The organism is Enterococcus sp. AZ091 (assembly GCF_051714805.1).
GTDB classification, from domain to species: domain Bacteria; phylum Bacillota; class Bacilli; order Lactobacillales; family Enterococcaceae; genus Enterococcus_D; species Enterococcus_D gallinarum.
Map to the genome: position 1 here is coordinate 913,272 of NZ_JBIOSO010000002.1, position 24,075 is coordinate 937,346.

The following is a 24,075-nucleotide window of genomic DNA, read 5'->3' on the forward strand; positions in this document are numbered from 1 at the left end:
ACCCTATCAAGAAGATGGGCGAGCATTTACCGTTGTCTACTAGGGTTTCTGGATCCGGACGCCATAATCCAGTCGAATGCCCGTTAGGGTAGATCGAAGAAGAGAACAGAGAAAGGCAAAGAAGGAATTGATTGAAAAGGAGCGAGTTTTTTGAAGCAAGAAAAAATACCAGCGAGAAGAAGAAACGACGAGCAAAAGGGGATTCCATCAAAGAAACACCTCATAAAAGAGCCCCTAGCAATGGGACCTCTCGGACAAAAGAAAGGTCAAAAAATCAAAGTTGCTTTTTTAGACGGGAAAGTGATGGTAGGAACATTGATTCAACTGACGAAATATGAATTGGTGCTGGAAGCGGAAGGAAAAGAACGCCCAATCGTCGTTTTTAAACATGCCGTGAAGTATCTTACTAGCGAAATAGGGAGGAGAGAAATATGACACGATCTGAAAGAGAACGAGAGCCAAAATATTGCTTTACAGGCGAGACCAAATCGTATCAACAGCGAACACTGTATCGGATTCAAGCGTGTCGAGCGTTTGGAACCGTGAAAGCCGGCGAGGTGGGTGGTTGGATAGAGAAACAGGAAAATCTTTCACATGAGGACACTTGTTGGGTTTCTGATGAAGCGATGGTGTGTGATGATGCCTGGGTTCATGGCCATGCCCAGATTCAAAAACGGGCAAAGGTTCGAGACCAAGCGGAAGTGTATGGCTATGTGGTAGTGAGTGATTTTGCGATCGTTTCAGAACACGCCCGATTGACGCAACGTGCGGAAGTGTTCGATCATGCGAAAGTAAAAGGCTGTGCCGTCATCAGTGATTTTGCGCGGATTCAAGATTATGCGGAAATCTCTGGTCAAGCTTGGGTGTATCAATATGCGATCGTTGGTGGATGGGAACAAATCGGTGGTCGGGAACGAATTATTAGCGATAGTCTGCATAAGAAGTATTTTCAACGGAAGTTGCAGTTTTGGACAGAAAGAGAGCAATTCTTTTACTGATAAACAGGTCTTCCGATCATCTAATTCCGATCTGTTGACCCGTGCGAATGTCGGGTTCCTCCTCCAGTGTTTTTTTACTTTCTTTTTTCACTGGGTCATCGGTTTAGACACCTCCCGACATTCGTAGGAGTCAGCAGATCATTAGAGGATGATATGAATAACCATGAGCTAACCTGATTGGGGGGGGAAGGGTCGTTGTTTTAGTGAACGATCCGACGAAATAGCAGAAAGCAAGAAACAAGAATGGACATGGAAGAAAACGCGATAGAAGCTGTTCGTAGTTGAAAACTTTGGTAGGTTGATGGATACGGGTGTTGGTTTCTTCTTTCTTTAACAAACGGTGAAAATAATAACTAAAACAGGCACGAGTAAACTCCAACAATAAAAAAACTTTTAGAGAAATATACACTACTCACTAAACACCCTTATCCACCAGCCTATCAAGGGAGAAGAAAAAAAGAATTTAGATGAGCGATAGAAACAGGTGAAAGGATGCTTAAATTAATCACATTAGAAAAGATCGGGTTTAACAATTCGATCAAGTGCAATGATTTCTTTGATCATGAGAGCGAATGTTGGATCGTTCGAGCGATTGCCCAAAATCGAGTGAAAGCAAGATATGTCAACATGGGAGGCAATTCAGGTTGGCAACATGACCTGATTGAAGCAACAGTAGTCGCGCAAAAAATCGGTACGTTCGATCCAAACAATCGAGTTTCCAGCGAAACAGAACTCATAAGCACCTGCAAAACAGCTTCGATGAATGCATTGCCTTCCTGGGAAAAACGACGAACGGTAAAAGTTGGAGATGTATGTGAATTGGGAGAAAATGCTTTTTATATCGCAAGGGAAATCACAGAAATCAAGTATAGCTTTGTGGATGTGGTAACAGTATTAAAAGGATACAGTGTGACGGAATTACCGCCGCTAGAAATTCAAAAGCTGAACAATCAACGACGATTAAACGAATTGGGTTGGTCAGTCTACTATTCACCAACATAATCAACAAAGAGGAAGGAAAAAATGAATGAGGAAAATCGTATCTATGGTTTTGGTATCAATGGGGCTCTTCCTATTCACTGGTTGTACAACAGACGCGGATATTGCATCTAATAATTTGAGTGAAGATGCCGATAATTTTAAAGTATTGCGGAAAATTACATTTATCAACACTGTAACGGATGAAGTACTGTATACCGTTGAAGGAAACTTTTCTATCGCAGCAGATACAGGCGATAATCAGTTGGAGATCACTGCAAAAACTGGCGAGGATCAATTTCAAAAGCATTTTCTAGGCTTATCACCAACGACGGTTTATATCGTGGAACAATTGGAATGGCAAGAAACAAATCAATATCAGTTCAAAATCACCATTAAGCCAAGTGCAGTATTACCAGATGTGGATATTCGTTAGTGGGAGGAAAAATGAGCCAAGTCGTGTATGGCATCATGCTATTTTGTACCTGTTTGTTTTTCTGGGGAATGTATCGTTTGTTGGGTTGTTGCATGCATTGGATGGTTGCTCGGATTTGTGCGTTGCTGGAACAGCGACCGAAGCGCTTCAAATAAAAAAGGCTGTCGTGAAAGGACAAACGACAGCCGCTGAGCTAGATTGTTTAGGGTTGATGGGTATCCATGAAACTGATGATATGAAAACTAGCTCAAATCAAGTATACAACAGAAAAGAAAGAGAAAAAAGGGGAAACGAGTGGTTGGCTGACTGGTGCGAGTATTTATAACTCCTTGTATTTAGCCGATTGAAGCCGAAAAAAATTCCAACAAAAAATGATTTTCAACACAGAATACTCGTATCGGTCAACCAATCAAAAAAAGAAAGGGGCACGAAAAGAAGATGGATAAAGAAGTGAATGGTTGTGTGTTGTTTGAAAAACAGGGGAATGATTTGTCGGTCAGTGCAGGGAATTTAAGCGCAGCTGATGCCTTAACGCTATCAATTGTTTGTATTGTTTCTCTGGCCAAGACTTCTGGAATTTCACTGGCATGTATTCACCAAACATTAGATCAGATTGATCAGCACTTGGTGTTAGAGGAGTGTGAGCAGAAGAATGAGTGAGGGGAATGCGACAGTAAAAAAGCTGGCGAGAAAAGAATTATTTGAATTAACCGATGAAGAACGCCACCCGAATTGGGCGGATGATCCGCAAGCAATCAAACGACGGGATCGGTTACTCGTGATTTTAGGCATACCCATCGATCTGGTTCGTCAAGACGGAGAAACGAAAGAAACGTTTCAAAAACGATCCCATCAGTATTACTTTGATTTGCGTCCAGGATTAGAAGAACGGATAGTTTCAGGTTTACTTGCAGGAAAGAAAGTCAAGCACCTCTGTGAAACCTATCAACTTTCACGATCGAAACTGATGTATCTCCGGGAAAAGTACCATTTATTGAAAGAGTAGAAAAAGGAAGGAGAGAGAAAAAATGTCTGCGGAAAGTATTCATTGGACGATGCGTCTGTTTGTTTTACTAGTAATCGCTACTTGTTTACATGAAGGACTTCGATCGTTCTATTATAGAAGAGCGCCAATCTTTTTCTTTGGAATGATTGGCGCAGCGTTGATTTGTTGTTTTTTAGATTTTCCATATCTTATGGCAGAAATAAGGGAAATGGTTTGTTCTTAAATTATAGGAGGAGAAGTGATGACAATGATCGAAAAAGTAGAAACAGGAGGAATATTGGTAATACTTATGTTTTGTCATTTTCTTTGTTATGGGTACTTTTTGATTAGTATAGATAGACACGAATTCGTTTGTTCAAGTATTTTCTTGTTATCTATCCTATTCATCTATTTCGTAATGTATCGGCTTATAAAACGTATGTCCAATAAAGAATAATTAGAAACAATGAGATTGGAAGAAATATTTTTGTTAAAATTGTAACCAAATTATTTTTTAAATATACAGATTTATTTTCTAGTAACAATAAATTTTGTGTTAAGTGATTAATGATCCAGAAAAAAATAATTATTTGGACCATCGAAACATAACCAGTATATATTCTGAAAAAGTCTAGTAATGAGTGTATCTCGCTATTGAAATTGGTCACTGATGATAGAAATGTTGTTGTATTTAGATCGTTAAAAAACAATGATAATGTAATGGCTAAGATGAAAAGTAATCCGTAGCAGAATATACTTAAAAATTTATAGGCAACAGTTTTACTGAAAATATACTTAATAGTTACAAAAGCTACAAGGATAGGGATTGTAAATGACATTCCTTTGGTAAGAGTCAACACAGTGAAAAATAAATAACTATTTAATTCATTGAAAAAAGGAAGAAGAGTTTGTTCAGAACTAATAATAGGAACAGCTCCGAAGTTTGTGTAAACAATGTAAACGGATGAAAGGATAAAAATAATCAATAGAGACCACTGAATAATCCTTCTTTTAGTTTCAAGATTCTGTTGTTCAATGTTATTTGGAATATAACAACTTTCTACAATTTCAATTTTACTAGAAGATTTACCTTCTTTGAAAAGACCAATAATTCCTACTAGTAAAGCTAGAGTATCAATAATATAAGAATACAAATTATCATCTCCTATGTGTATTACGAGTATATGCAGATTATAACAAGAGAAAAAAGAGATACGGATAATAAAATACATGAGAAAATAGATTGCTCATAAAAGGTTGTGTTGTTTTTCTAAATTTTTCGTATCTTATGGCAGAAATAAGAGGAACGATTCGATTTTATTGATTTATTTGATACATGAAATACTGATTGTCTTTTTTAGATAACCCAACTTGTTGGGCAATGACAAGATTCTTTGGTGCATAGTTGACTGTAGGGAGTGTGATTTCATTTTGATCCTGATTGGTAATCTCGATAGGAAAGCTTACTTCTTTTCCGTTGGCTGTGGTGAGAATAGCTTTGGGTTTTCCTTTGAAAATGATGGTGTCAATTTGCCAAATGCCGAGATCCTTCAGATCGTCGCCTTCTTTTTCTTGGAGTTGGGCAAAGTCAAACGTTTTTGCTTCTTTCGTTGGTTCGGTTAAAACTGTTGATTCTATCGCTGGTTGGTTTTCTTTTGATTTTTCGTTTAAGTGCTCAAAAGCTAGAACAGCGAACAGGCCTACAAGTATCAAGAGAGTACCGAATAAGTATTTGAATGGTTTTATCATCAATCATCGATCCTTTCTTATGTGTAAAAATGGTTCAGTAATGAACGGGTAAAAAGGAGGAACAGAGAAAAATGGCAATGGATAGAAAGAGAATGGAAGATTATCTTCCTAAAAGAATCATAAAAGGACGGTTTCTATTTGTCTATCATTAAAATGAATCAAGCAACAAAAAAAGGGAAGGAAAATCATAGAAAAGTCATATTGTCAAGGGAAAGTAGAATTATATTTATATCATATCAATCTATTTTGACGATAAAATCCATGATAAGATAACTTGTAGGAGGTGATAGATGTTTAAAACTTCTTTTTGTCTATTTTAGTAACTTTAAATATATAAAAGTATTTACAGGTAATTAGAAGCGTGCTATAATCTGCTTGTAAGATCTTATAAAGAAGCTTCGAGGAGGAGTACTCAATGGCAGAAAAAAAGGCAAAGAGAAGTGGAAGTGTCGCAATTGATACAGATACTGCGGCACATTTGCAAGAAATACGAGAAATTTTGGAAGCACGTTTGTATGGGGCAAAGTTTCCACAAACGTCGATTGTGAAAATTGCAGTTAAAGAGTTGTATGACAAATTATTAGCGGAAGAAAAAAATAAAAAAAGTGAGGAGAATTCAGATGAGTAAAAAAGCGTTAGTCAGTTTGATTGTTGGAGCAGCGGCAGGTGTGGTATTTTTCACGAGTGGAAATGATGCGCAGGCGTCAGAAGTCAATCGGGTTTGGACACCACGTACAGTGGATCAAATCAAAGCAGACATTGCGAAAGCCAAAAACAATCAATATACGATTGTCTGGGGGGATACATTGAGTGGAATCAGTCAGGCAACCAATTTGACGGTACAAAAACTCGCAGATCTGAATAAGATTGCGAATGTCGATTTGATTTACGCAGGCAATACGCTAGTGTTTGACGGGAATGTTGTAACAGCTAAGAACGATAAGGGAGAAACCGTTGCGCAGTCAGTGGTAACCCCACAAGATAAGAATGATGCCAATAAACCGGTAGGAAAACAAGAACCTGCTAAGCAAACAGGAGAAAAAGCACTAGGAACAACCGCGTCTTCTCAATCACAAAACAAGCAAGGAACACCTGCGATTAGCGATAAAACGGCTACAAGCAGTCAGGGCACAAGTGCTGCAGTTAGTGAGACAAACGGTAGTCAAACCGGGACGAGTGGTTCTGTTGAGGGGACAAACAGCTCTACTGGCGAGACAGTAGCTCCTGGAAATGTAGAAACATCTGCTCAACCAAGTAAGCCAACTACGCCAAGTCAACCAACGCAACCAAGCAAACCAGCGGAAAAACCAAGTACACCGGTTCAACCGACGACACCGACACAACCAAGTACAGGTGGAGAACAAGGTGGAACAACGAAACCTTCTGAAACAGAACAACCTCAATATATAAATATGGGAAATAGCGGGAAAGTTTTCAATTCTGAAAAAGAAGCAGAAGATTATGGATGGTCTGTTGTACATGATTCTTCTAGCGAATGGTATACAGAAAGTTTTGGTGCAAATGAATTATTAGATTCAAATTATAACAATACTGGTAAATGGACAGTTGATTTCTTGAAAACTGGCTATACTAGAGAATAAGTAAAAGATAGTTGAGACTAGTTATTATATTACTAGTCTCATTTTGTTTGGAGGAAAATATGATGAGAAAATTTCCACGAGCAAGATCCCCGGATTTAATCCACTAAAATAAAACCAACCATTCACGTCGTTATCAATTTTCGGTAACGGCGTTTTATTATAGATAAAATCAAACAGAAAGGAAGCGATTCTTGTGAGGACAAGAACGAAAAAGAAATGGTTAAAAGTAGCTGCGCTTCTGGCTTTTTCTCAGTTCTGCTTTTTGACCGGGACGTTTCAAGCGCAAGCAGAAGAAACGACACCCAGTCAACCAATGGTAGAAACAACGGTACCAGATCCCGTTGAAGCAGTTGAAGTTCAACCGGTAGAAGAAGCAGTTCCAGCTGTAGAAACACCAGCTGAGTCTATGCTAGAGACCGATGCACCGACAACCAACTCAAAAGCAGCCCTTGATCAAACGATCGGGGAAACGCAAAACCCAGGAGACAGTCCAGCGGTCATACAACCGGTAGAACCAGAAGCACCAAAAACAGACAGTTTACCGGAATCATCAGAAGAAAGTACGTCGAATACGACATCTTCTTCTGAACCAGCCGAGTCGGCAGAAAAACCAGAGGCACCGATGTCAGAAGGGCAACCAGCACCTGAGGTACCTGCCTCACCAGAATCTTCTGTAGAAAAAGCAACGGATGTCCCTACTGTTGATACAGAAAAACCAGCGGAACAACCGGTAGACATTAAAGATACGGAAGAGAAGACAGAAGCACCTGTAGTGGCTATTGACACGAAAGAAACGACGTTATCGGAGAAAGAAGTAGAAGAAACGTTCGTTGTCACGCAACCTCGGTCTACTCGTGTTCGCCGTGCTGCAATTTCTACACGTGCCACGAATGATAATATTGTTCGTGAAAATCTTGTTGGCCAAGGAATTAACTGGGCAATCGTTGATGATCCAGGACGTAAAGGTTTTACATTCGATGCCATTCCGATGTTTACGGTCAATGGGCAAGCCGCATTTTGTATTCAACCAGGAGTTGATTTTAATGGAAATGGGCAAGTCCATTCTACTGAGGCATTGGATACGTATTTGAAAGATGCCTCTAAGCGTCATAAGATTACATTGATTTCTTATTTTGGCTATGTCAATAATCCGGATAAATCGAAAGAACAATATTTTACGACGCAATTAATGATTGGAGAAGTATTAGGGCGTAAAGTCACTTGGACATATGCTCCTCTGAATTACAATGCACGTAAAGCTGCGATAAATAAATTAGTAACTGATTTTGATAATAAAACTTCTTTTAATAATCAAACAAAGACGGTAAAAGTTGGCGAAACAATTGAAGTACCAGATACCAATAATGTTTTAAAGAATATTGCGAACATTAATGTTCCAGAAGGTATTACCGCAAAGATTCAAGGAAACAACTTAGTCATCACTGCAACTAAAGCTGCACCTGAAAAAGCAAAAATTACTTTAGATCGATTAACAGTTCAAGGGGTTCCCATGGTATATAAGAAACCAGGATCACAAACAATAGGGGTATTGAATCCTATAGAGCCTGGCTCTTCTGTTTTAAACATAAATGTCTTAAAACAAGGCAACCTTGAAATTTTAAAGATTGATGCAGACACAAAAGAACCTTTAGCCAATGCAGAAATCAAAGTGACGATCAACGGCAAAGACCAAACCGTGAAAACCAATGATAAAGGAATTGCGACGATCAAGAATATAACGCATGGCACAAAAGGCACCCTTGTAGAGATCAAAGCTCCAACGGGCTACGTGTTGAATAAAACAAGCAAAAACTTCACGATCGAAGCGAATAAAACAATCAAAGTGACCCTTGAAAACAAAGAACAATTAGGCATTGCGCGCATTTTCAAACAAGATGCCGAAACTGGAAACAACGCACAAGGTGCTGCGACTTTAGAAGGCGCAGTCTATGGATTGTACCAAGCAGATGGCACAAAAATCAAATCTGTTACATTAAAAAATATCAATGGCAAAGTTCAAGCAGAAGTGAGAGATCTGAAACTCGGAGCTTATTACTTTTTAGAAGAAAAAGCGCCAGCTGGATACAATCTCAATACGAATAAGATTCATTTTGAGTTAGTCTATGGAGATCAAGACAAAGAAACCGTCACAAAAGAAGTTACGGCAAAAGACCAAGTGATCAAAGGAACGATTGAAGGGGTCAAAGTCGGTAATAAAGACTTTGTGGACACGAAAGATCCTGACAATAAACTAAAATTAGAAGGTATTGAAATTTCACTGACCTCGAAAACAACAGGTAAAGTCGTTAAAGCGGTATTGACTGACCAAGACGGTTACTTTACATTCGGTAAAAATGCGGTTGTCGTTGATACCTATATTGTTTCTGAAACGAAAGGCAAGGAAGGATACAAATTGTTTGAACCGTTCGAAGTAACGATTTCTGAACAAGGTCAAACCTTCCGTTATGTGTTAGAAGACCAAATCATTGAACAACAGCTGAAAATTGTCAAAGTCGATCAAGAAACAGGCAAAGTGATTCCACTTGCTAATACGGAGTTCAAGATCTTTGACACCTTAGCGAATGAGTATGTTACTTTTGCGATTCCAAACGATACCGAAGTAACAGATATTTTCCGAACAAATGACAAAGGCTATCTTGTTACGAACGGTACATTTACGTATGGAAACAATCGGTACCGTATCGAAGAAATCAACGCACCCAAAAACTATGTGTTGAACAAAACACCGTTGGTGTTCTCGATTACCGATGATACAGAACCGATCAAAGTAATCAATTTTGCGAACCGTCAAGCACGAAAAAACGTGAAATTGTTCAAGTATGAAGAATGGAACAAGAAGAAAACACCGCTTGCCGGTGTCACGTTTACGCTGTATAACAGCGAAGGAAAAGCTTTAGGGGAATACACCACTGATACCAACGGTGAACTTCTAGTCAAAGGCTTAGTAGCCGGGGCTTACTATTTTACCGAAAAAGCACCATTAGAAAGCTTCCAACCAAATACAGACAAACAAGCATTCACCGTCGCATTCAAACAAAATGCGCCAGATGATGGCGAAACCTTGTTGGTGTCTGTACGCAACTATTTGATTCCACCAACATTGGAAACACAAGCGTCGAATAAAGAAGATGGGGAAAAAGTGGTTGATCCGTTAGAAACGATCGTCATTAAAGACAGTGTTTCTTATACGAATTTGTTTGTCGGCAAAGAATACACCATTTCCGGCGTCTTGATGAATAAAGCCACAAATGAACCGATCTTGCAAGATGGCAAAGAAATCAGAAAAACGTTGACCTTTATTGCAGACAAAGCCAATGGCACAAAAGACCTGGAATTTGTGGTCAATGCCAGCGTCTTAAAAGGTCAAACAATCGTTGTTTTTGAAAAACTTTTCCGTGACGGTATTGAAGTTGTGGCACATGAAGATATTACCGATGAAAATCAAAGTGTTCGGGTAAACAATCCAACGGTTCATACGACTGCTGTCTTTGAAGATGGCTTGACGGTCGCAGACCCAACGGGGCTGTTCACCTTAAACGATACCGTTGAAATTACCGAGATCCTTCCAGGAAAAGCTTACTTGGTCAAAGGAATCCTAATGGACAAAGCAACCGGCAAAGCATTGCTTGTGCATGGAAATACGGTAGAAACTAGTGTTGGCTTTATTGCCAAAGCAGAAAATGAAACGGTGATCGTACCATTTACTTTTGATTTAACCGACTTAAATGGTCGTGAAATTGTTGTGTTTGAAAGCTTATTCAGAAATGACGAAGAACTGACAAATCACAAAGACATCAATGATAAAGGGCAAACGGTACGGGTAACGAATCCAGGTGTTCGTACAACGGCTACACATAAATCAACTGGCTTGAAAGTGGTCAATCCGTTAACGAAAGTGACCATTACAGACGCTGTGAAATACCATGATTTGATTGTTGGGAAAACTTACACAGTCAACGGTATTCTAATGGATAAAGCAACAGAAAAACCAGTGTTAGTGGACGACAAAGAAATCACAAGTACGTTAACGTTTGTGGCAGAAAGTACCGATGGTACAGTTAATTTAGACTTTATCCTAGACGCACGTGCGTTACGTGGAAAAGAAGTGGTTGTCTTTGAAAATCTCTTCAGAGAAGGCGTACTATTAGCCTCTCATGCGGATATTACTGACAAAGACCAAACCATCAAAATTGTTAATCCAACCATTACTACCAAAGCCACCAATGAAAATGGCGGAAAAGAGATCTTGGCCTTGCCAAATCAAACAGTATTGGAATGGGTCAAAGTAGACGGTCTAGCAATTGGTCAGTTGTACAAGCTGATTGTTCAAGGCTACTTAACACCAGACGGCATGCCATTTGAAGGCACCCATGCAGAAAAAATCTTTACGGCAGACAAAGAAACCATGGAATTCTTGTTTGAATTCTTGGTAGATGGTCGTAATCTTGCTGGAAAAGGCTTGAGTTTTGCGGAATGGCTTCAAGCGAAAACAGAAGATGAGGAAGAAACGTTCGAAGAGGTGGCGAAACACAATGTGGATCTAACGAATAAAGATCAAACCGTTCAAATTGTGGAAGCACCAAAACCGCCACAACCAGTAAAAGCAGCTTCTGTAGTGCCTATGTTGCCAAAAACAGGATCTGAAGATAACCATGTATGGGTTGTGATTGGATTAATCTTTGTCCTTGCGGCAGGATTGATTGGTTATGACTTATACAAGGTCAAAGACTAAAAAGGACGAACAAGCGGTTAGACAACTAGCCGCTTGTTTGATTGCTAAAAAGTTGAATTTGTTTCCTTTAAAAATTGGACAATTTTTTGATATTTTTTAATAGTTGCTTCGTGTATATTTAGAAAAAGTTGTTTAGTTTTTTCGGGTTTATCAGACAAACTTTTTTCCCAGAAATCAATGTCATAAATTTGTAAATCTGTAAAAGAAATTAATGTATCTGTATGATTTTCTTCTTTTGTTCCTATTTTTTGTAGAAGAGTAAGGATTTGAGTGTTATTATTGTTACCTTTTAAAACCAAAAAAGCGGTGGATATGCTATCTCTAGTAGCACCAGCATGGATTTTTGGATAAAAAATATAAACAGAATTATGCGATGTATTCCATAGCAATTTAGAACTAGAATCATAATCGAGATCTTCTATTTTTAAACTAAGGGTAGGCGTATTTTGATATTTTTGATAGAGTGTATCTAAATTGTCTGGTGTTACACTTATGGATTGTTGTGTATGAACTCGGACTTTTTCATTTCTATCGAGAGTAAGCAAAAACATATTAGTTAGTGTGCCTCCGGTATTTTTATGAAGCTTGTAATGGACAAAGGCGGACAAAGAGAAGAAGATATTATCATTTAAATCTGGATAGTATTTAGGAATATCTTCTGTTTTTGTAATAGAATAATTTAATGGTAATAATGATTCCGAATAATTTCGATTCATATTGAGGGTGACAAGGGAAATAACTATAGATATTAGAGTCGGTGCCAAATATTTCAACTTATATTTGAATGTTTTGCTTTGGGCTGCATTTTCATCTTTAAATTTTTGGACGATGTTTGCAGGAATTTTTTTAGTTGTTTTTAGTAAATCTGTTAATAAATCAATTTGTTTCCTTGATTGACTTTGTTTTTTATTTTGTATTTGAATTGCGGCTTCTTGTTTATTTTTATTTTTTTGATTCTTTTTCATAGCTTTTTATTTTTATCCTTTCTTTTTTATATTATTGTGTAGTGATTTTGTAGTTTTGTAAATATAAGTTTGTACTAAAAAAGTTAAAGTGAGGGATAATAAATGAGAGAAATGTTTTCTTGTTGTGATTGTTATACAGCAGAGGAATTACTTGAAGGCATTCGAATGTACCAAGAAGAGAATGAGTGGGCAGAGTCGCTCATGTTGTCATGGGAATATGAACCAATTTCGCTTTCCGTGATCCAAGCCATCGAAGAAGCGGGCTATTTTTGTGAAGCGCATTTTGGTGCGGATCACAAAATTATTTATTACAATTGCTACTTCATTTCTATCCCAGAAAAGCAACGAGTGTGTAACCAACAACGAATCAAAGAACAAGAAGAACAGCGCAAGAAGGAACGACGATGGGATATTCTAGAAACGTCGTTGACGATCTTTGTCCTTCTTTTTTTCATTGTCATGGGTTATGTTTTATGTGTTTAGAACAACGAGATGAGTGAAAAAGAGCTGTATTTTGCGATTTGAGACGTTTTAGTCGATCGATGAATAATTAGTCGAAAATGTTTTTAAAACGTCGGAGAAAGTGATTCTCGAGGTCGTTTTTTGGTAAAATGCAAATTTTTATTTAGAAGGAGGAGGGAAACAAATGATTGCTTTCTCAGGATTATTTTTATTTGGTATAGGATTATTTGGCGGCTATCAATTAGCCCATCTGCCTAAATGGCAGACCTTACAAAAAGAACGAGCGATTCGAGAGTATTTTGAGGTCAAACCAAATGATTATACGTATGTGGAAGAAGGACTTGATAGTTATATTCTTTCGCTAGACAATCAAGAATACCGCATCAAATTTTCAAAGAATCACCCTATACAAGTTGTTTATGCGGAAGCGCTTGGAGTGGAACCAGAGTGAAAACAAAAGAAACGATTTTTATGGCGTTTGAGACAGTGGAAACATCGATCCTTTTCGATTTACCGACCCATTGTTTATTTCCTGTGAAAAAAGGGATCCTCTTTCTCGAAAAGGCCAATCAAGAACTTTTCGCTTCTGGAAAGAATGAGGAAATCACGTGTTTTTTGTATGAAAGTGCCGAACAATCACTCCCAACATGTGAAGGTCAGATACAGTTGCCGATGACAAATGAGCCCATGTCAGAGTATTTACGGAGGACGTTTCAATCAGTCGCTCAAGAATCTGAAGAGGCAAATGCGTTTTTTCTGGCGTTTGAGCGCAGTTTGCTTAAAAAAAGAAATGAGATGCCACCTCCTAAGAAGAAACAAAAGCCATCCTTTTCGGAAGGGGGGCGTCCTCCGGAAAGAGAACCGCCTTTTTCGCACAAGATTCGAGGAGGGCGGCTTTTTTTCTTCCTTTTGATGGCCATAGTGTTGTTAGGAATCGGGGTGTGGGTAGGAAAAAATGCGGACGTCTTCCTGCCTGCTACGGATGAAACCCAAGAACGTGTCGTTTTAGAACATCAACTACAATCGCAAGGGAAACGTGATACGTTTAGTCGCTATTTTTTGACCAATTATTATACAGGTACCACGGAAAAAGAACAGGTCCAAGAAAAAGTTCGGCGATTTGTCTCCGAAGAGTTACTTGATCAGATTTCTGGGCAAGAAGCACAACTAAAAAGTGCGTTTCCTTGGGAAACGAAGGGTCAAAAAGAATCCTGGCTAGTGAGTTATATTGTGGTATTACAGACCGGAAAAGAAACGGTAACGACAAAAAAAGTGACGTTTCAATTGAAAGAAAAACAAGAAAAACTTTTTGTAACGACAATTCCAAAAGAAGAACCTTTTGAGATTAATCAATAAGTGTCAACACTTTCAATAGGAGTGTTGACACTTTTTATATTCAAATGAAGATGGAGGAATAGATAATGAAAAAAATCCTTTTTTTAAGCTTATTTAGTACGACCATTTTACTTGGAACAGCTGGTGTGGCTGCTTCGGCAGAAGAGACGACCACTGACAGTAGTCCGGCTGTTGAAATTCCTAGTGATCCTGTCGTTCCTTCGGAACCCACACCGACAACACCTAGCGTAGAACCTCCAACAGATCCTGTTGTTCCACCGACTAGTGGCGGAGAGAACCAACCAACGGTCCCAGATACTCCGGAAGTTCCTGTGACACCACCGAGTGAGCCATCAGGAGGGGAAACAGTGCCGACAACCCCAACAGATCCTGGAACAAGCACGACGGAGACACCAGGGACAACAGAAACACCAGGCAGTACAACGGGTTCTTCTACGACCGAACAGCCAACAACGCCTTCGACGAGTGAAGAGCCCGAACAACCAACAGAAGAACCGACGCAACCGTCTGAAGAACAGCCAACAGAAGAACCAAAAGAAGACAAAGACACCAAACCGAAAGAAGACAAACCAGCAGCTCCGGCAAAAGAAGTCACGGTGTCGGTGGATGCTTCTGGAAAGATTGCGACGGGTGCTGCACAAGGGACAAGTGTACCGATCGTAACCAGTGATGTGAAAGAAATCAGTCATGTACCAACGCCAACAACACCATTAAAAGCCGCAAGCGGGCAAACGATTGTTGGGGTAAAAGACGGCGTGCCATTGGTACAAGATACGCAAGGGAATTTAGTAGAGGATCCATCGATCCCTGTGAAAAAACTCCCTAGTGGGAATATTGAAGTGAAAACAGCGGATGGAAATATGAAAGTTTTACCAAAAACTGGGGAAGAAGTACAAGCGGCGTTATCACTACTAGGGGTGCTTTTGACGAGTGTTGCTGGCTTCTTTGGCTATAAGAAGAAATGTAAAGGCTAAGGCAAGTGAAGAAAAAAATCATACTTGGGGTTGCCGGGTTTCTTTTGCCCTTGTTTTTACTATTTAGTTTTTTCTTATTTGTGACGTTGTTTGTCAGCAGTTGGGATGACAAAGAGCCGCTATGCTTGGAGTTGGAACCGTATGAGGTAGAAGAATCTGATACGGTTCCACATTCAATTGATGAATTTGTCAAGACGCATAAAGATGCCTATATTCTTTCCTGGAAAGCAGGGGGATTTTTGCCGTCGGCAAGTATTGCGCAGACGATGGTGGAAAATGGGTTCAAATTTACGAATCCTTTGGGAACCAGTTTTTGGAAAGCCCACAACATGGGCGGAGGTGCGACACGTTTCTCTATAAGCGCAGATGTGTGAAACGAGAGGGTTTATCTTTAAAAAGATAAATTACAACTAATGATTCGACAGTTGGAATGAAAGCCGTCATGTTGGCTGAAACAACTGGTTTAATACTCCTGCATGCGTTCATGTGTGACAGCACATGAGGGTATGAAGCCAGGTGAAGTCGGCTGAACAATACCTAAGTGAATTGCGCAATTCATATGGTAAAGGATAAGCCGGAACGCTACAAACTATCTATGGTGAGAATGTTTCAAAGAAGAAACTGACGAACTTGCGAATGTACAGGTCTAAACCATGACGTATTGGAAACAATATTAGGTTGCGTGCGCAACGAGCATTACCGAAAAGTAAGAGTCGCCACTATGAAATTCGGGATAAGGAACAATGACTTTATAATCATGCTCAGGCTTAAAGGAAGCACCTACGGATAGATGCATAGCTAGAATCATTGGAACGTGGAAAACAAGAAATACCTATCTAAACGACTGTTATCGGGGTATTGGATATAAGGAAATATTTCCGAAATTCCTTTATTCTTGTGAGAGTAGGGGCATAGTACCGATGAAGCGAGTAATAAACGTGGAGGGATAGCCCTAAGTCTTTCAAATATAAAACACCTCGGCTAGCGAGGTTCTTCTGTTTTAAGAACTTGCTATAAAGGCAGCAATTAATATGCCTATTACAAGGGTTACTAGGATAAAATTGATATAGGTTAAGAGTGTAATAATTCCCAGTAATCCAATGCCAGTTCCTGTAATCGACCAACTAGACATATAATTAGCCATTCTAGGAATACAATTTTTCAGAAGTAGGAAAGCGATAAAAAGCAAAATAATACTAATTACCAATGCTTTTGATCCAACTATTCCTTTTTCTAAAATATCCATAGAAGCAAATTCACTAGGTGTAGAAAACATTATTTTCACCTCCTTATAGCAAGATATTTTTATTATAAAATAGCTCGAAATAGAAGACAAAAACTGAAAGATAGAACGCCGTATGAAGTGAAAATTTCATGTACGGTGTGGAGCAGGGGAAAAGCTGGAGACTACGATGATTCATTACAGAATGACTCCATTTTTTAAGGCTTACCTATTGCTATTTAAGACATCAAAACTTAGCGATTTTCCACTTACTTTGGCTACTTTTGGTCAAGATGCTGTAGATATTACAGGGACAAAACCAGGTACAAGTGTAGGAGACAATACAGGCGGTGCCTACACTTGGTTTAAAAATTATAGTGCGGGGATTGTTGGTAAAGCCGAATTCATGGCTCATCAAAGCCTTTATAAAGGCGCCATTAATAATACGGACGGCATAGGCGCACTTACGGCTATTTATCATGGTGGTTGGGCAACTGATCCAACCTATCTCGTAAAACTAATAACAACCTACAACAATTTAGGCAAAAAGTTCCAATGGTTAGATCAAGAAGCAATCGAAAAACATGGAACAACGCCTTACCAAGCAAAGGCAGATCTTCACGATGGATGGATTGATTTACCAGAAAAGCAGAGTCAAGCGACAATCAATGCATCCAAACGAAATAAGATTGTCGAATTGGCGAAAAGTCGGATTGGTGTGCCTTATGTATGGGGTGGTCGTGATTGGGAAACTGGGATGGATTGTAGCGGCTTGACGATGTTGGTGTATCAAAGAATCGGGATTGACTTGCCTCCGACTGCTGAAACACAATCAAGCGCAGTAAAAAGAATCGAACAAGACCAGGCTAAGTCAGGAGATTTGGTCTTTTGGGGACCTGCAGGACAGTCTCATCATGTGGCAATTTACATTGGAGATGGCAAGATCATTGAAGAACCGCAACCAGGTGAAACCTGTAAAGAAAATGCGTTGTATGGGGACTATTGGTTTGGTTCGCTGGATGGGTTGTCAAACGATTTAGATAGCGAAGCCGATGAAGAGGGATGTATTTTACCAAGTGCCACAGAAACCGCAACGACACAAGTAGTAGGCCAAAATTCTGCGCCGACATTAGAAGTACCAGCAGAATATAAAGGCAAATTAACGTTACCGCCACCAGATAATAAAAACTATGCTGGGAATAATTATCCTTTTGCTCAATGCACTTGGGGAGCGTATAATCGTATGGCACAGCTTGGTACACCAATTGAATGGTTTTCAGGCGACGGAGGAAATGGCGGCTCCTGGGGCGCTTCTGCACGTGCAAGAGGCTATACCGTGGTGAAAGGGAAACCACAAGTTGGTTGGGCAGCCAGTTTCTATGGCGGTTTAGCTGGATCAACGCCACCGTATGGGCATATATGTGTTGTGGAATATGTCAATCCAGATGGCAGTATGTTAGTCAGTGAAACCAATGTTGTGAATCCAGGATCTGGGATACGCTCTTGGCGAGTGATTAATAAAGAAACTGTCGCACAAACAGAATTCATTCAAGGAAGAGGAGGATAGTTGAACGATGAAGACGCGAATAAAAAAAGGCGGATTGTTTCTCCTGGGGATACTTGCGGTTTTATTCGGCGTATGGCAGATGAACACTCTCTCGCAAGAAAAGGCGACTGTTCGTCAATACGAACAGGTCATCGACAAACAAAAACAAACGGTACATGCGTTACAGAAAGAGATCGATCATCTGAGAAATCAACTAGACACGCAGGATCAAAAGGAGCGTTCAAAAAAGACGGAACCATCAGAGGATATTGCCAAAACAAGTGCTCGCTTGACGGAGACATTGTTTACGATTCTTTATTCGTATCAGAGTGAGGAGTCAAGTGTTCGTGAACGAAAAGAAAAAGTCAGTCAATTGGTGACTTCTTCTGTTTTGGAGGAGTTGTTTCCAGGAGATGTAGAGAAGCTTCCTTCTACTGTTTCTACGGTTTCTCAGTTAGAACATGCCCCAATCATTTATCTGGATCCAACAAGTAAAGAGGAGTGGAAAGGGATTGTTTTGGTAGACTACAGTGTTTCAATTGCTGGAAGTGAAACACAATCCGGTCGTTTTTTGTATCAAGTGACGATCGATCCAAAGACACAGCAATTCACTTCAATCCTCAATTTAGGAGAAGGAAATGGGTACTAGAAAAAAGAGAAGGGTGCTATGTTTGATTCTTTTCTTTGTATGTTGTTTTATTGCGCTTGGTCTAGGTGGATTTATGATTCGGATGAAGGCGCAAGAACACTCACGGGAAGTGGTTATTCTTCAAAAGGAAGAACCGCAGGTGCTCTTTTTTTATCGAGAGGACTGTCCAGATTGTCAGAAAGTCTTTCCATGGATCTATTGGCAAAGTTTATGGAAAAAAGAGGTTGTTTTTATTAATTTAAACCAGCCAAAAAATCGAAACTACATTACTGAGTATCAGTTGACCTCTGTCCCCACAGTGATGACCTCTTATGGGCGATACGCTGGAACGGATAGAAAAAAGATTGAAAAATTATGGAAGGAATGATCGTATGTATGAAGAAGAAAATCAGTTGTTGATACAGGAAAAAGGCCCATCCATTGCTAGTACCTATGCATATCAACGCCCCGCGATTCAAGCAGCACTCTTTGTTTTGTGGCGGATTCATAACAAAGTGTATCAGACAGGCGCTCGATTATTCTACGAAGAAATTCATCAACAAATTCAGACAACAAAAGGATCCTATAAAGAAGCGCTTGCATTTTTGGAAGGGGCAGGTGTCGTGGTCAATGAAGTGGTGGTAGAAAATAAAGTCCCGGCGGTATTGATTCAACGATACGGAATTCTTGAACATGACTGAACGAAAACCTGTATTTAATCCGCATGCAGCAAGCAGTAAAAAAACGACGATAAAGAAAAAAAGAATACGCGGAACCCGTATTTTTTTCTCTAAGAGACCAAAGAAACAAGCGCCCAATACAAGAACGATTCGTTTTGCGCCACGAAGTGCGCAAAGCGTGATTTCGTTCTTATTTTTTGGGTTCTTTTTGGTGATGTGTGTCGTTGTTTTAATGACTTTTGGTCGGGTAGATACCTTGTCTAGAATTGCGATGAGTAAGCAAGTAAACAAACAAGAGTTGGTAACAAACATCAATAACGCGTTAACAGATACGGAACAATTGCGTTATGAGGGCATGAAATTAGTTGATCGGTTATTTACCATTTCTCATAAAGACGAAGGGAAGAAGGTTTGGGAAGAGCAATTGTCCCCTTTTTTAGCAACTGGATTAACTCCTAGTGATCTAGGCTTTCAGACAACAAGCGTAGACCGTATTGCACGAACGGTTCGTTTTATTAAGATGGACACCATTGATGAAAAAGAATCGATCTATCGTTTGTATTACGATGTTCAGTTTACAGAAGGGGAGACGTGGCAACAAGTACAACTCATTCTTCCAGTCAGTTACGAGGGCCGAGCAATCAAATTACTAGATGTTCCCTCTTTTGTGAATCTTACACCAACTTCCGAAAAAAATACGAGTACCTACCAAGAAACTCGTTTTACGCCAAAAGGGAAAGACGTTACAGACGAAGAAAAAGAGAAAATGATCGAGTTTGTCCAACGATTCTTTGAATTGTATGTGTCTAATGATGAAAAGTTAGCTTTGATTACGAATGTTCAAGGATTAGGAAGGGCGGAATTAGTGAACGTCGAACCAAAACAAGTGCTAAAAATAGCCAATGGCAATTACTACGTTCAAGGCGTTTACACGTTTACTTTTGATGAAGGGAACCCATTAACGTCTAAGTTTACGTTAGAAATTAAACCCACCAAAGAAAGTTATTATGTGACTAAAATGAATGGAGAGTGAAACGATGTTTGATTTTAGACCCATTTGGGAGAATGTATCCGGACAAGTGATTATTATATTGTCGATTGTTGCTTTATTTTTGATTGTGGTAGGCTTGTGTACACAAGGATTTGCCCGTACGATTTGTACCGTTCTAGGTGTGTTGGTGTTAATTGCGTTGATTTTGATATTATCTGATGCAGAAAGAATAGGGATTTGGATTAGGGATAAGATATTTAACCCTAATGCAGGAATTATTTTACCACCGAAAGGAAGGATCGACGGATGGAGTATAACTATACAAGAGAGTTTAAACAGCCTATCAAGATTTATTCTATAAAGGGTCATGCGATTCCGTTAGCCCCTAATGGCATACGGTTTGAGCATATTGTTGTTGGTGGCGTGTTTCTCTTTTTAGCTTTGTTGATTTGGTTATTAGGGTTTATTGCCAAGGTGTCCTTTATCCAATCCTTGTTTACGAATTATTGGTTGATCATCATTGCAGGAGTCGGTGTTCTGGTTTGGACACTCTTTTCATTGAAATGGGATAACAAGAATTTTTTGGATTACATTCTAGGTCGGGGAAGCTACGTTCTACAGAAAAAGAAACGGTACGAGCATGAACTGTTCGTACCGTTTTTTCATGAAAAGGTGACCTATCAGGTGAAAAATTCAAGGAGGTGACTAGAGTGTTTCATATAAACAGTGTTCCTAAAGACAAAAAATTAAAGTTTCTCGTACCGAATACTTATCGAAAAGAATTAGTGAAATCAACGTCCAACGCCTTAATATACGAACGTTTAAGCAAATTGTCGTCAGACTCTCTTTAGGTTGGCTAATATGAAATAAGAAACGGGGTGATAGAGTGGCAGTGAAAATGAAAGAACCTCGCTTAGCGTTTCCAATAGAAGCAATGACCCAAAATTTTGTTTTTACAAACACACAAGATGTTTGGGCAGGATACAAAATCGCTCACCAAGTGTTTTCTTTAAACGATTTGGATTTTTTTAAGGAATACATTGAAGATGGAGAAGGGGTATTTGAACACGATAACTATGAATATCATTTTATGAATATTCCAGAATATTTTGATCTGGATGAACATATTGAAGAAACGATTGACAAACTGGTACGCGGCAGTTTTTCTGATCTTGGAAAAGTCTATTTTCGTCAAGCAGGAGAAATCATGCAAGACGAAGTCCAAATGAATCAGTATTGTACCTATTTATTTGTTCGATTTACTACCCCGATTCAAGTGGCGAATCCTTTAGAATATGTGGAATTATTTAAAGACATGTGTGTACGATTGATTCACCGTTTGACGGGTCAAAGAGTACCAAGAAGTGTGTTGCTATCCACGTTTCGCAAAGCAGAAAAACAGCTATACAATGATTTGTCCAATTACAAATCGATTGAGCGTTTAGACACGAAAACGGTGGGACGATTGTTTTATTATTTCTTCCACCGAGCCAATACACGTTTGCCCCAACGTGACTTGCTTGTAGAAGAAATGACCGAGGGAGTGATTGAAAATCATAGTGGGTATCTTACGATTGAACAGATAGGAAAGACCCATTATTTATCTTTTTTAACATTAACGGATGTTCCGACCAGTATGTTTGGCAGTGCATTTGTTCAAAACCTTCAAGACAGCTTGTCCTCGCCGATTGAAACGCATACCCGTGTGACATTTGACCATGTAGACAAAGACCGACGACATGTGCATAAGATGCGGAAGCGGATTTTTGAACAAGATAAAGATCAAGAAACCGTTGACGGTATTTTAGACGATGATGAGGTAGTGCTATTCGGGGAAGAACGACTACGAGACCTAAATGAACGATTGAAAACAAAAGAGCGACGCTTATGCCGGATGACCCTCACGTTTGTCTTAGCGGCAAAAAGTAAAAGGGAACTAGAAGAACGTGTCAAAGAAGTTGATTTTGTCCTTGATGGAACAGCGTATAAGTTGTATCGTCCGATTGTCGATCAGCTGACGCTTTTCAATCAGTGTTTAATTGGTAGTTCACAAACATTCAAAAGCTATGAACAAGTAGTAACCACAGGCTATGTTGCGGATCTGGGAATGGATTTGGAAAAAGAGGTAGGGAATCGGTATGGATTGCCTTTAGGACGTGTGATCACGTCCAAAAAGATTAAATCTGTTCAACAGGCCCTTTCATTGTCCAGTAAAATTGTTTGGTTTTTCCCAAACTTAACCAAACGTGCCATTGAGGGGGCGCAACATACTAACGGAAATACGCTGATCATTGGACCGCCAGGGCAAGGAAAGTCCGTGTTGGTAAAATATATTTTCTTGTGGTTAACATTTTTAGGACAAAAAATTCTTTATGTCGATCCAAAAAATGAAACAGAGATTTTCTTCCGAAAAGCGTTGGAAAAATTTGGGTATATCCCAGAATTTAAAGCATTGTATGAGCGGATCAATTTTATTTCTCTATCGAATGAAGAACGATATCGAGGAATGCTTGATCCGCTTTTATTTTTGCCACGAGAACAAGCGATTCAAACGGCTCGTAATGTGTTAGAAAATTTTGGAGAAGTCAATACAGACAGCCATACAGCAAGTGACAAAAAAACGTTAATTTTAGAAGCAGTAGAAAGGGTGATGAATGGCAAAGGGAAAAAGCATTTGACCAAGGTGATTGAAGTCATTCGAGAAAAAGATCCTCAGTTAGCGAAATTGATTTCGGGCCATCATATGGGATTAGGGAAAATCCTTTTAGGAAATGATTATAGCGAACCGATTCGTTTTGAAAATCAAATCAATGTTTTAGGTACGCAAGGCTTGATGATTCCAACACAAGCAGAAATCGATAGCGGACGATTGAACAATGAACAAATTGCTGGAATGTCTATTATGGAAGTCATTATGAAGATGACGTATATTTTCTCTACAGACAAAAATGAAGATGCAGCGATTATTTTTGATGAAGCCAAAGGGTTTGAAGATACCGCTCAGGGACAATTCCTTATCGAAGATAGTTTACGTAAAGGGCGGGCAAATGTGACAGATATTTACCTGGTAACGCAAGCATTTATGGATTATGACAGAGAAGATAAGAAGGAATTGTTATCGTATAAATTTGCTTTTCGTCCGAATCAAAAAGAAGCGCAAGAAAAAGTGTTAAATTTCTTCGGGATGGAATCGAACAGTGCCAATCTACAATTAATCAACGAACTCAAATCAGGTACTTGTTTGTTTCAAGACCACAGAGGACGGAATCAACCGATTGCCATTGATGTCTTATTTGATAGCTGGTTATTGGCGATTTCCTCTACGAATAAAGAAGATGAAGCCACGCAACAAGCGCTTAAGCTGGAACAAGGAGGATAAGAGGTGAGGTGTATTTGATGAAGAAATTCTTTATTGGCAGTTTTCTTTTCGTGGGTTTATTTTTGTTTACTGCTTGTGGACATTCGATGATCCAAACGTTAACAGATCAAGGTGGCACGTGGGAAGCAGATGGATTTGGGGTAGAGACGGAACTTTATTTTGTCGATGAGCATCAAGTGATCGTGACAGAAGAGGGGAGAAGTTATCCAGGTGAGTATCATTATGAAGAGGATACGCAACGTCTAACGATTTCTCTTCCTGGAATTTCCGCGACTATTTTAACGGATGTCGTTGAAAAAGATGGCATGATTCAAGCAAAAAATAATCAAAAATCGGTCTCTTTCACACGAATAGAACAAGGGGAGTGAGCGC

General features: G+C 39.3%; 28 protein-coding genes. 24 read left to right on the plus strand and 4 right to left on the minus strand.

What is annotated here, in order from left to right; all coding sequences use genetic code 11:
- Positions 1–150 precede the first annotated feature (150 nt).
- The 7 genes from IGJ28_RS16690 to IGJ28_RS16720 all read left to right on the plus strand — a co-directional run bounded on the left by IGJ28_RS16690 (position 151) and on the right by IGJ28_RS16720 (position 3,418).
- On the plus strand, positions 151–435 hold the full coding sequence (locus IGJ28_RS16690; protein WP_438845498.1) for a hypothetical protein: 285 nt from the start codon (positions 151–153) through the stop codon (positions 433–435).
- Positions 432–998 (plus strand): hypothetical protein, encoded by a 567-nt coding sequence (locus tag IGJ28_RS16695; protein WP_438845499.1) that lies wholly within the window; start codon positions 432–434, stop codon positions 996–998. Before IGJ28_RS16690 ends, IGJ28_RS16695 begins: the two co-directional genes overlap by 4 nt.
- 492 nt (positions 999–1,490) lie before the next feature.
- Positions 1,491–2,000 carry a hypothetical protein gene (locus tag IGJ28_RS16700; RefSeq protein ID WP_438845500.1) on the plus strand — a complete coding sequence of 170 codons (510 nt, stop codon included), beginning with the start codon at positions 1,491–1,493 and terminating at the stop codon, positions 1,998–2,000.
- 25 nt (positions 2,001–2,025) lie between these two features.
- A complete protein-coding gene (locus IGJ28_RS16705) occupies positions 2,026–2,412 on the plus strand; it encodes a hypothetical protein (RefSeq protein WP_438845501.1) in 387 nt (128 codons plus the stop codon).
- An 85-nt stretch (positions 2,413–2,497) separates the two neighbouring features.
- Positions 2,498–2,737, plus strand: a complete 240-nt coding sequence (locus IGJ28_RS16710; RefSeq protein ID WP_438845502.1) for a hypothetical protein — start codon at positions 2,498–2,500, stop codon at positions 2,735–2,737.
- Between the two features lie 113 nt (positions 2,738–2,850).
- On the plus strand, positions 2,851–3,072 hold the full coding sequence (locus IGJ28_RS16715) for a hypothetical protein (RefSeq protein ID WP_077454753.1): 222 nt from the start codon (positions 2,851–2,853) through the stop codon (positions 3,070–3,072).
- Entirely contained in the window at positions 3,065–3,418 is a 354-nt protein-coding gene (locus IGJ28_RS16720; RefSeq protein WP_438845503.1) for a hypothetical protein, read from the plus strand. The genes IGJ28_RS16715 and IGJ28_RS16720 overlap by 8 nt, the downstream gene beginning before the upstream one ends.
- A gap of 407 nt (positions 3,419–3,825) precedes the next feature.
- Here the strand turns inward: IGJ28_RS16720 and IGJ28_RS16725 are convergent, their stop codons facing one another.
- Both IGJ28_RS16725 and IGJ28_RS16730 read right to left on the minus strand, forming a co-directional pair.
- Positions 3,826–4,551: a hypothetical protein gene (locus IGJ28_RS16725; protein WP_077454749.1), complete on the minus strand. Its 726-nt coding sequence runs from the start codon at positions 4,549–4,551 to the stop codon at positions 3,826–3,828.
- Positions 4,552–4,714: 163 nt separating this feature from the next.
- Complete coding sequence (locus IGJ28_RS16730; protein ID WP_438845504.1) at positions 4,715–5,146, minus strand: hypothetical protein; 432 nt, start codon at positions 5,144–5,146, stop codon at positions 4,715–4,717.
- A 415-nt stretch (positions 5,147–5,561) separates the two neighbouring features.
- Here IGJ28_RS16730 and IGJ28_RS16735 point away from each other — a divergent pair, with 415 nt between their 5' ends.
- The 3 genes from IGJ28_RS16735 (at position 5,562) to IGJ28_RS16745 (ending at position 11,500) form a co-directional block, all read left to right on the plus strand.
- Positions 5,562–5,774, plus strand: a complete 213-nt coding sequence (locus IGJ28_RS16735) for a hypothetical protein (protein WP_252712719.1) — start codon at positions 5,562–5,564, stop codon at positions 5,772–5,774.
- Positions 5,767–6,747, plus strand: a complete 981-nt coding sequence (locus tag IGJ28_RS16740; protein WP_438845505.1) for a LysM peptidoglycan-binding domain-containing protein — start codon at positions 5,767–5,769, stop codon at positions 6,745–6,747. Before IGJ28_RS16735 ends, IGJ28_RS16740 begins: the two co-directional genes overlap by 8 nt.
- A gap of 193 nt (positions 6,748–6,940) precedes the next feature.
- A complete protein-coding gene (locus tag IGJ28_RS16745; RefSeq protein ID WP_438845506.1) occupies positions 6,941–11,500 on the plus strand; it encodes a VaFE repeat-containing surface-anchored protein in 4,560 nt (1,519 codons plus the stop codon).
- Between the two features lie 44 nt (positions 11,501–11,544).
- Here the strand turns inward: IGJ28_RS16745 and IGJ28_RS16750 are convergent, their stop codons facing one another.
- Positions 11,545–12,465 (minus strand): hypothetical protein, encoded by a 921-nt coding sequence (locus IGJ28_RS16750; RefSeq protein ID WP_438845507.1) that lies wholly within the window; start codon positions 12,463–12,465, stop codon positions 11,545–11,547.
- Positions 12,466–12,567: 102 nt separating this feature from the next.
- On the opposite strand from IGJ28_RS16750, the gene IGJ28_RS16755 reads away from it, so the two are divergent.
- The 5 genes from IGJ28_RS16755 (at position 12,568) to IGJ28_RS16775 (ending at position 15,631) form a co-directional block, all read left to right on the plus strand.
- Entirely contained in the window at positions 12,568–12,948 is a 381-nt protein-coding gene (locus IGJ28_RS16755; RefSeq protein WP_438845508.1) for a hypothetical protein, read from the plus strand.
- A 163-nt stretch (positions 12,949–13,111) separates the two neighbouring features.
- Positions 13,112–13,378: a hypothetical protein gene (locus IGJ28_RS16760; RefSeq protein ID WP_438845509.1), complete on the plus strand. Its 267-nt coding sequence runs from the start codon at positions 13,112–13,114 to the stop codon at positions 13,376–13,378.
- Positions 13,375–14,283 carry a hypothetical protein gene (locus IGJ28_RS16765; protein WP_438845510.1) on the plus strand — a complete coding sequence of 303 codons (909 nt, stop codon included), beginning with the start codon at positions 13,375–13,377 and terminating at the stop codon, positions 14,281–14,283. Before IGJ28_RS16760 ends, IGJ28_RS16765 begins: the two co-directional genes overlap by 4 nt.
- Before the next feature lie 65 nt (positions 14,284–14,348).
- Positions 14,349–15,257: an LPXTG cell wall anchor domain-containing protein gene (locus IGJ28_RS16770; protein WP_438845511.1), complete on the plus strand. Its 909-nt coding sequence runs from the start codon at positions 14,349–14,351 to the stop codon at positions 15,255–15,257.
- A 50-nt stretch (positions 15,258–15,307) separates the two neighbouring features.
- On the plus strand, positions 15,308–15,631 hold the full coding sequence (locus IGJ28_RS16775) for a hypothetical protein (RefSeq protein ID WP_438845512.1): 324 nt from the start codon (positions 15,308–15,310) through the stop codon (positions 15,629–15,631).
- A 626-nt stretch (positions 15,632–16,257) separates the two neighbouring features.
- Here IGJ28_RS16775 and IGJ28_RS16780 read toward each other — a convergent pair.
- A complete protein-coding gene (locus IGJ28_RS16780) occupies positions 16,258–16,533 on the minus strand; it encodes a hypothetical protein (protein ID WP_438845513.1) in 276 nt (91 codons plus the stop codon).
- Between the two features lie 136 nt (positions 16,534–16,669).
- Here IGJ28_RS16780 and IGJ28_RS16785 point away from each other — a divergent pair, with 136 nt between their 5' ends.
- The 9 genes from IGJ28_RS16785 to IGJ28_RS16825 all read left to right on the plus strand — a co-directional run bounded on the left by IGJ28_RS16785 (position 16,670) and on the right by IGJ28_RS16825 (position 24,071).
- Complete coding sequence (locus tag IGJ28_RS16785) at positions 16,670–18,046, plus strand: NlpC/P60 family protein (protein ID WP_438845514.1); 1,377 nt, start codon at positions 16,670–16,672, stop codon at positions 18,044–18,046.
- A gap of 7 nt (positions 18,047–18,053) precedes the next feature.
- Positions 18,054–18,674, plus strand: coding sequence for a hypothetical protein (locus tag IGJ28_RS16790; RefSeq protein ID WP_438845515.1), 621 nt, complete (start codon positions 18,054–18,056; stop codon positions 18,672–18,674).
- Positions 18,664–19,041: a thioredoxin family protein gene (locus IGJ28_RS16795; protein ID WP_438845516.1), complete on the plus strand. Its 378-nt coding sequence runs from the start codon at positions 18,664–18,666 to the stop codon at positions 19,039–19,041. Before IGJ28_RS16790 ends, IGJ28_RS16795 begins: the two co-directional genes overlap by 11 nt.
- Positions 19,042–19,045: 4 nt before the next feature.
- Positions 19,046–19,354: a hypothetical protein gene (locus IGJ28_RS16800; RefSeq protein ID WP_438845517.1), complete on the plus strand. Its 309-nt coding sequence runs from the start codon at positions 19,046–19,048 to the stop codon at positions 19,352–19,354.
- Entirely contained in the window at positions 19,347–20,366 is a 1,020-nt protein-coding gene (locus tag IGJ28_RS16805) for a conjugal transfer protein (protein ID WP_438845518.1), read from the plus strand. Before IGJ28_RS16800 ends, IGJ28_RS16805 begins: the two co-directional genes overlap by 8 nt.
- Positions 20,367–20,370: 4 nt before the next feature.
- Entirely contained in the window at positions 20,371–20,685 is a 315-nt protein-coding gene (locus tag IGJ28_RS16810; RefSeq protein ID WP_438845519.1) for a hypothetical protein, read from the plus strand.
- Positions 20,631–21,029: a TcpE family conjugal transfer membrane protein gene (locus IGJ28_RS16815; RefSeq protein ID WP_103458965.1), complete on the plus strand. Its 399-nt coding sequence runs from the start codon at positions 20,631–20,633 to the stop codon at positions 21,027–21,029. Before IGJ28_RS16810 ends, IGJ28_RS16815 begins: the two co-directional genes overlap by 55 nt.
- A gap of 181 nt (positions 21,030–21,210) precedes the next feature.
- The gene (locus tag IGJ28_RS16820; protein ID WP_438845520.1) at positions 21,211–23,703 is read left to right on the plus strand and encodes an ATP-binding protein; all 2,493 of its coding nucleotides are present in this window, start codon (positions 21,211–21,213) and stop codon (positions 23,701–23,703) included.
- A gap of 17 nt (positions 23,704–23,720) precedes the next feature.
- The gene (locus tag IGJ28_RS16825) at positions 23,721–24,071 is read left to right on the plus strand and encodes a hypothetical protein (RefSeq protein ID WP_252712553.1); all 351 of its coding nucleotides are present in this window, start codon (positions 23,721–23,723) and stop codon (positions 24,069–24,071) included.
- Positions 24,072–24,075: the final 4 nt, after the last annotated feature.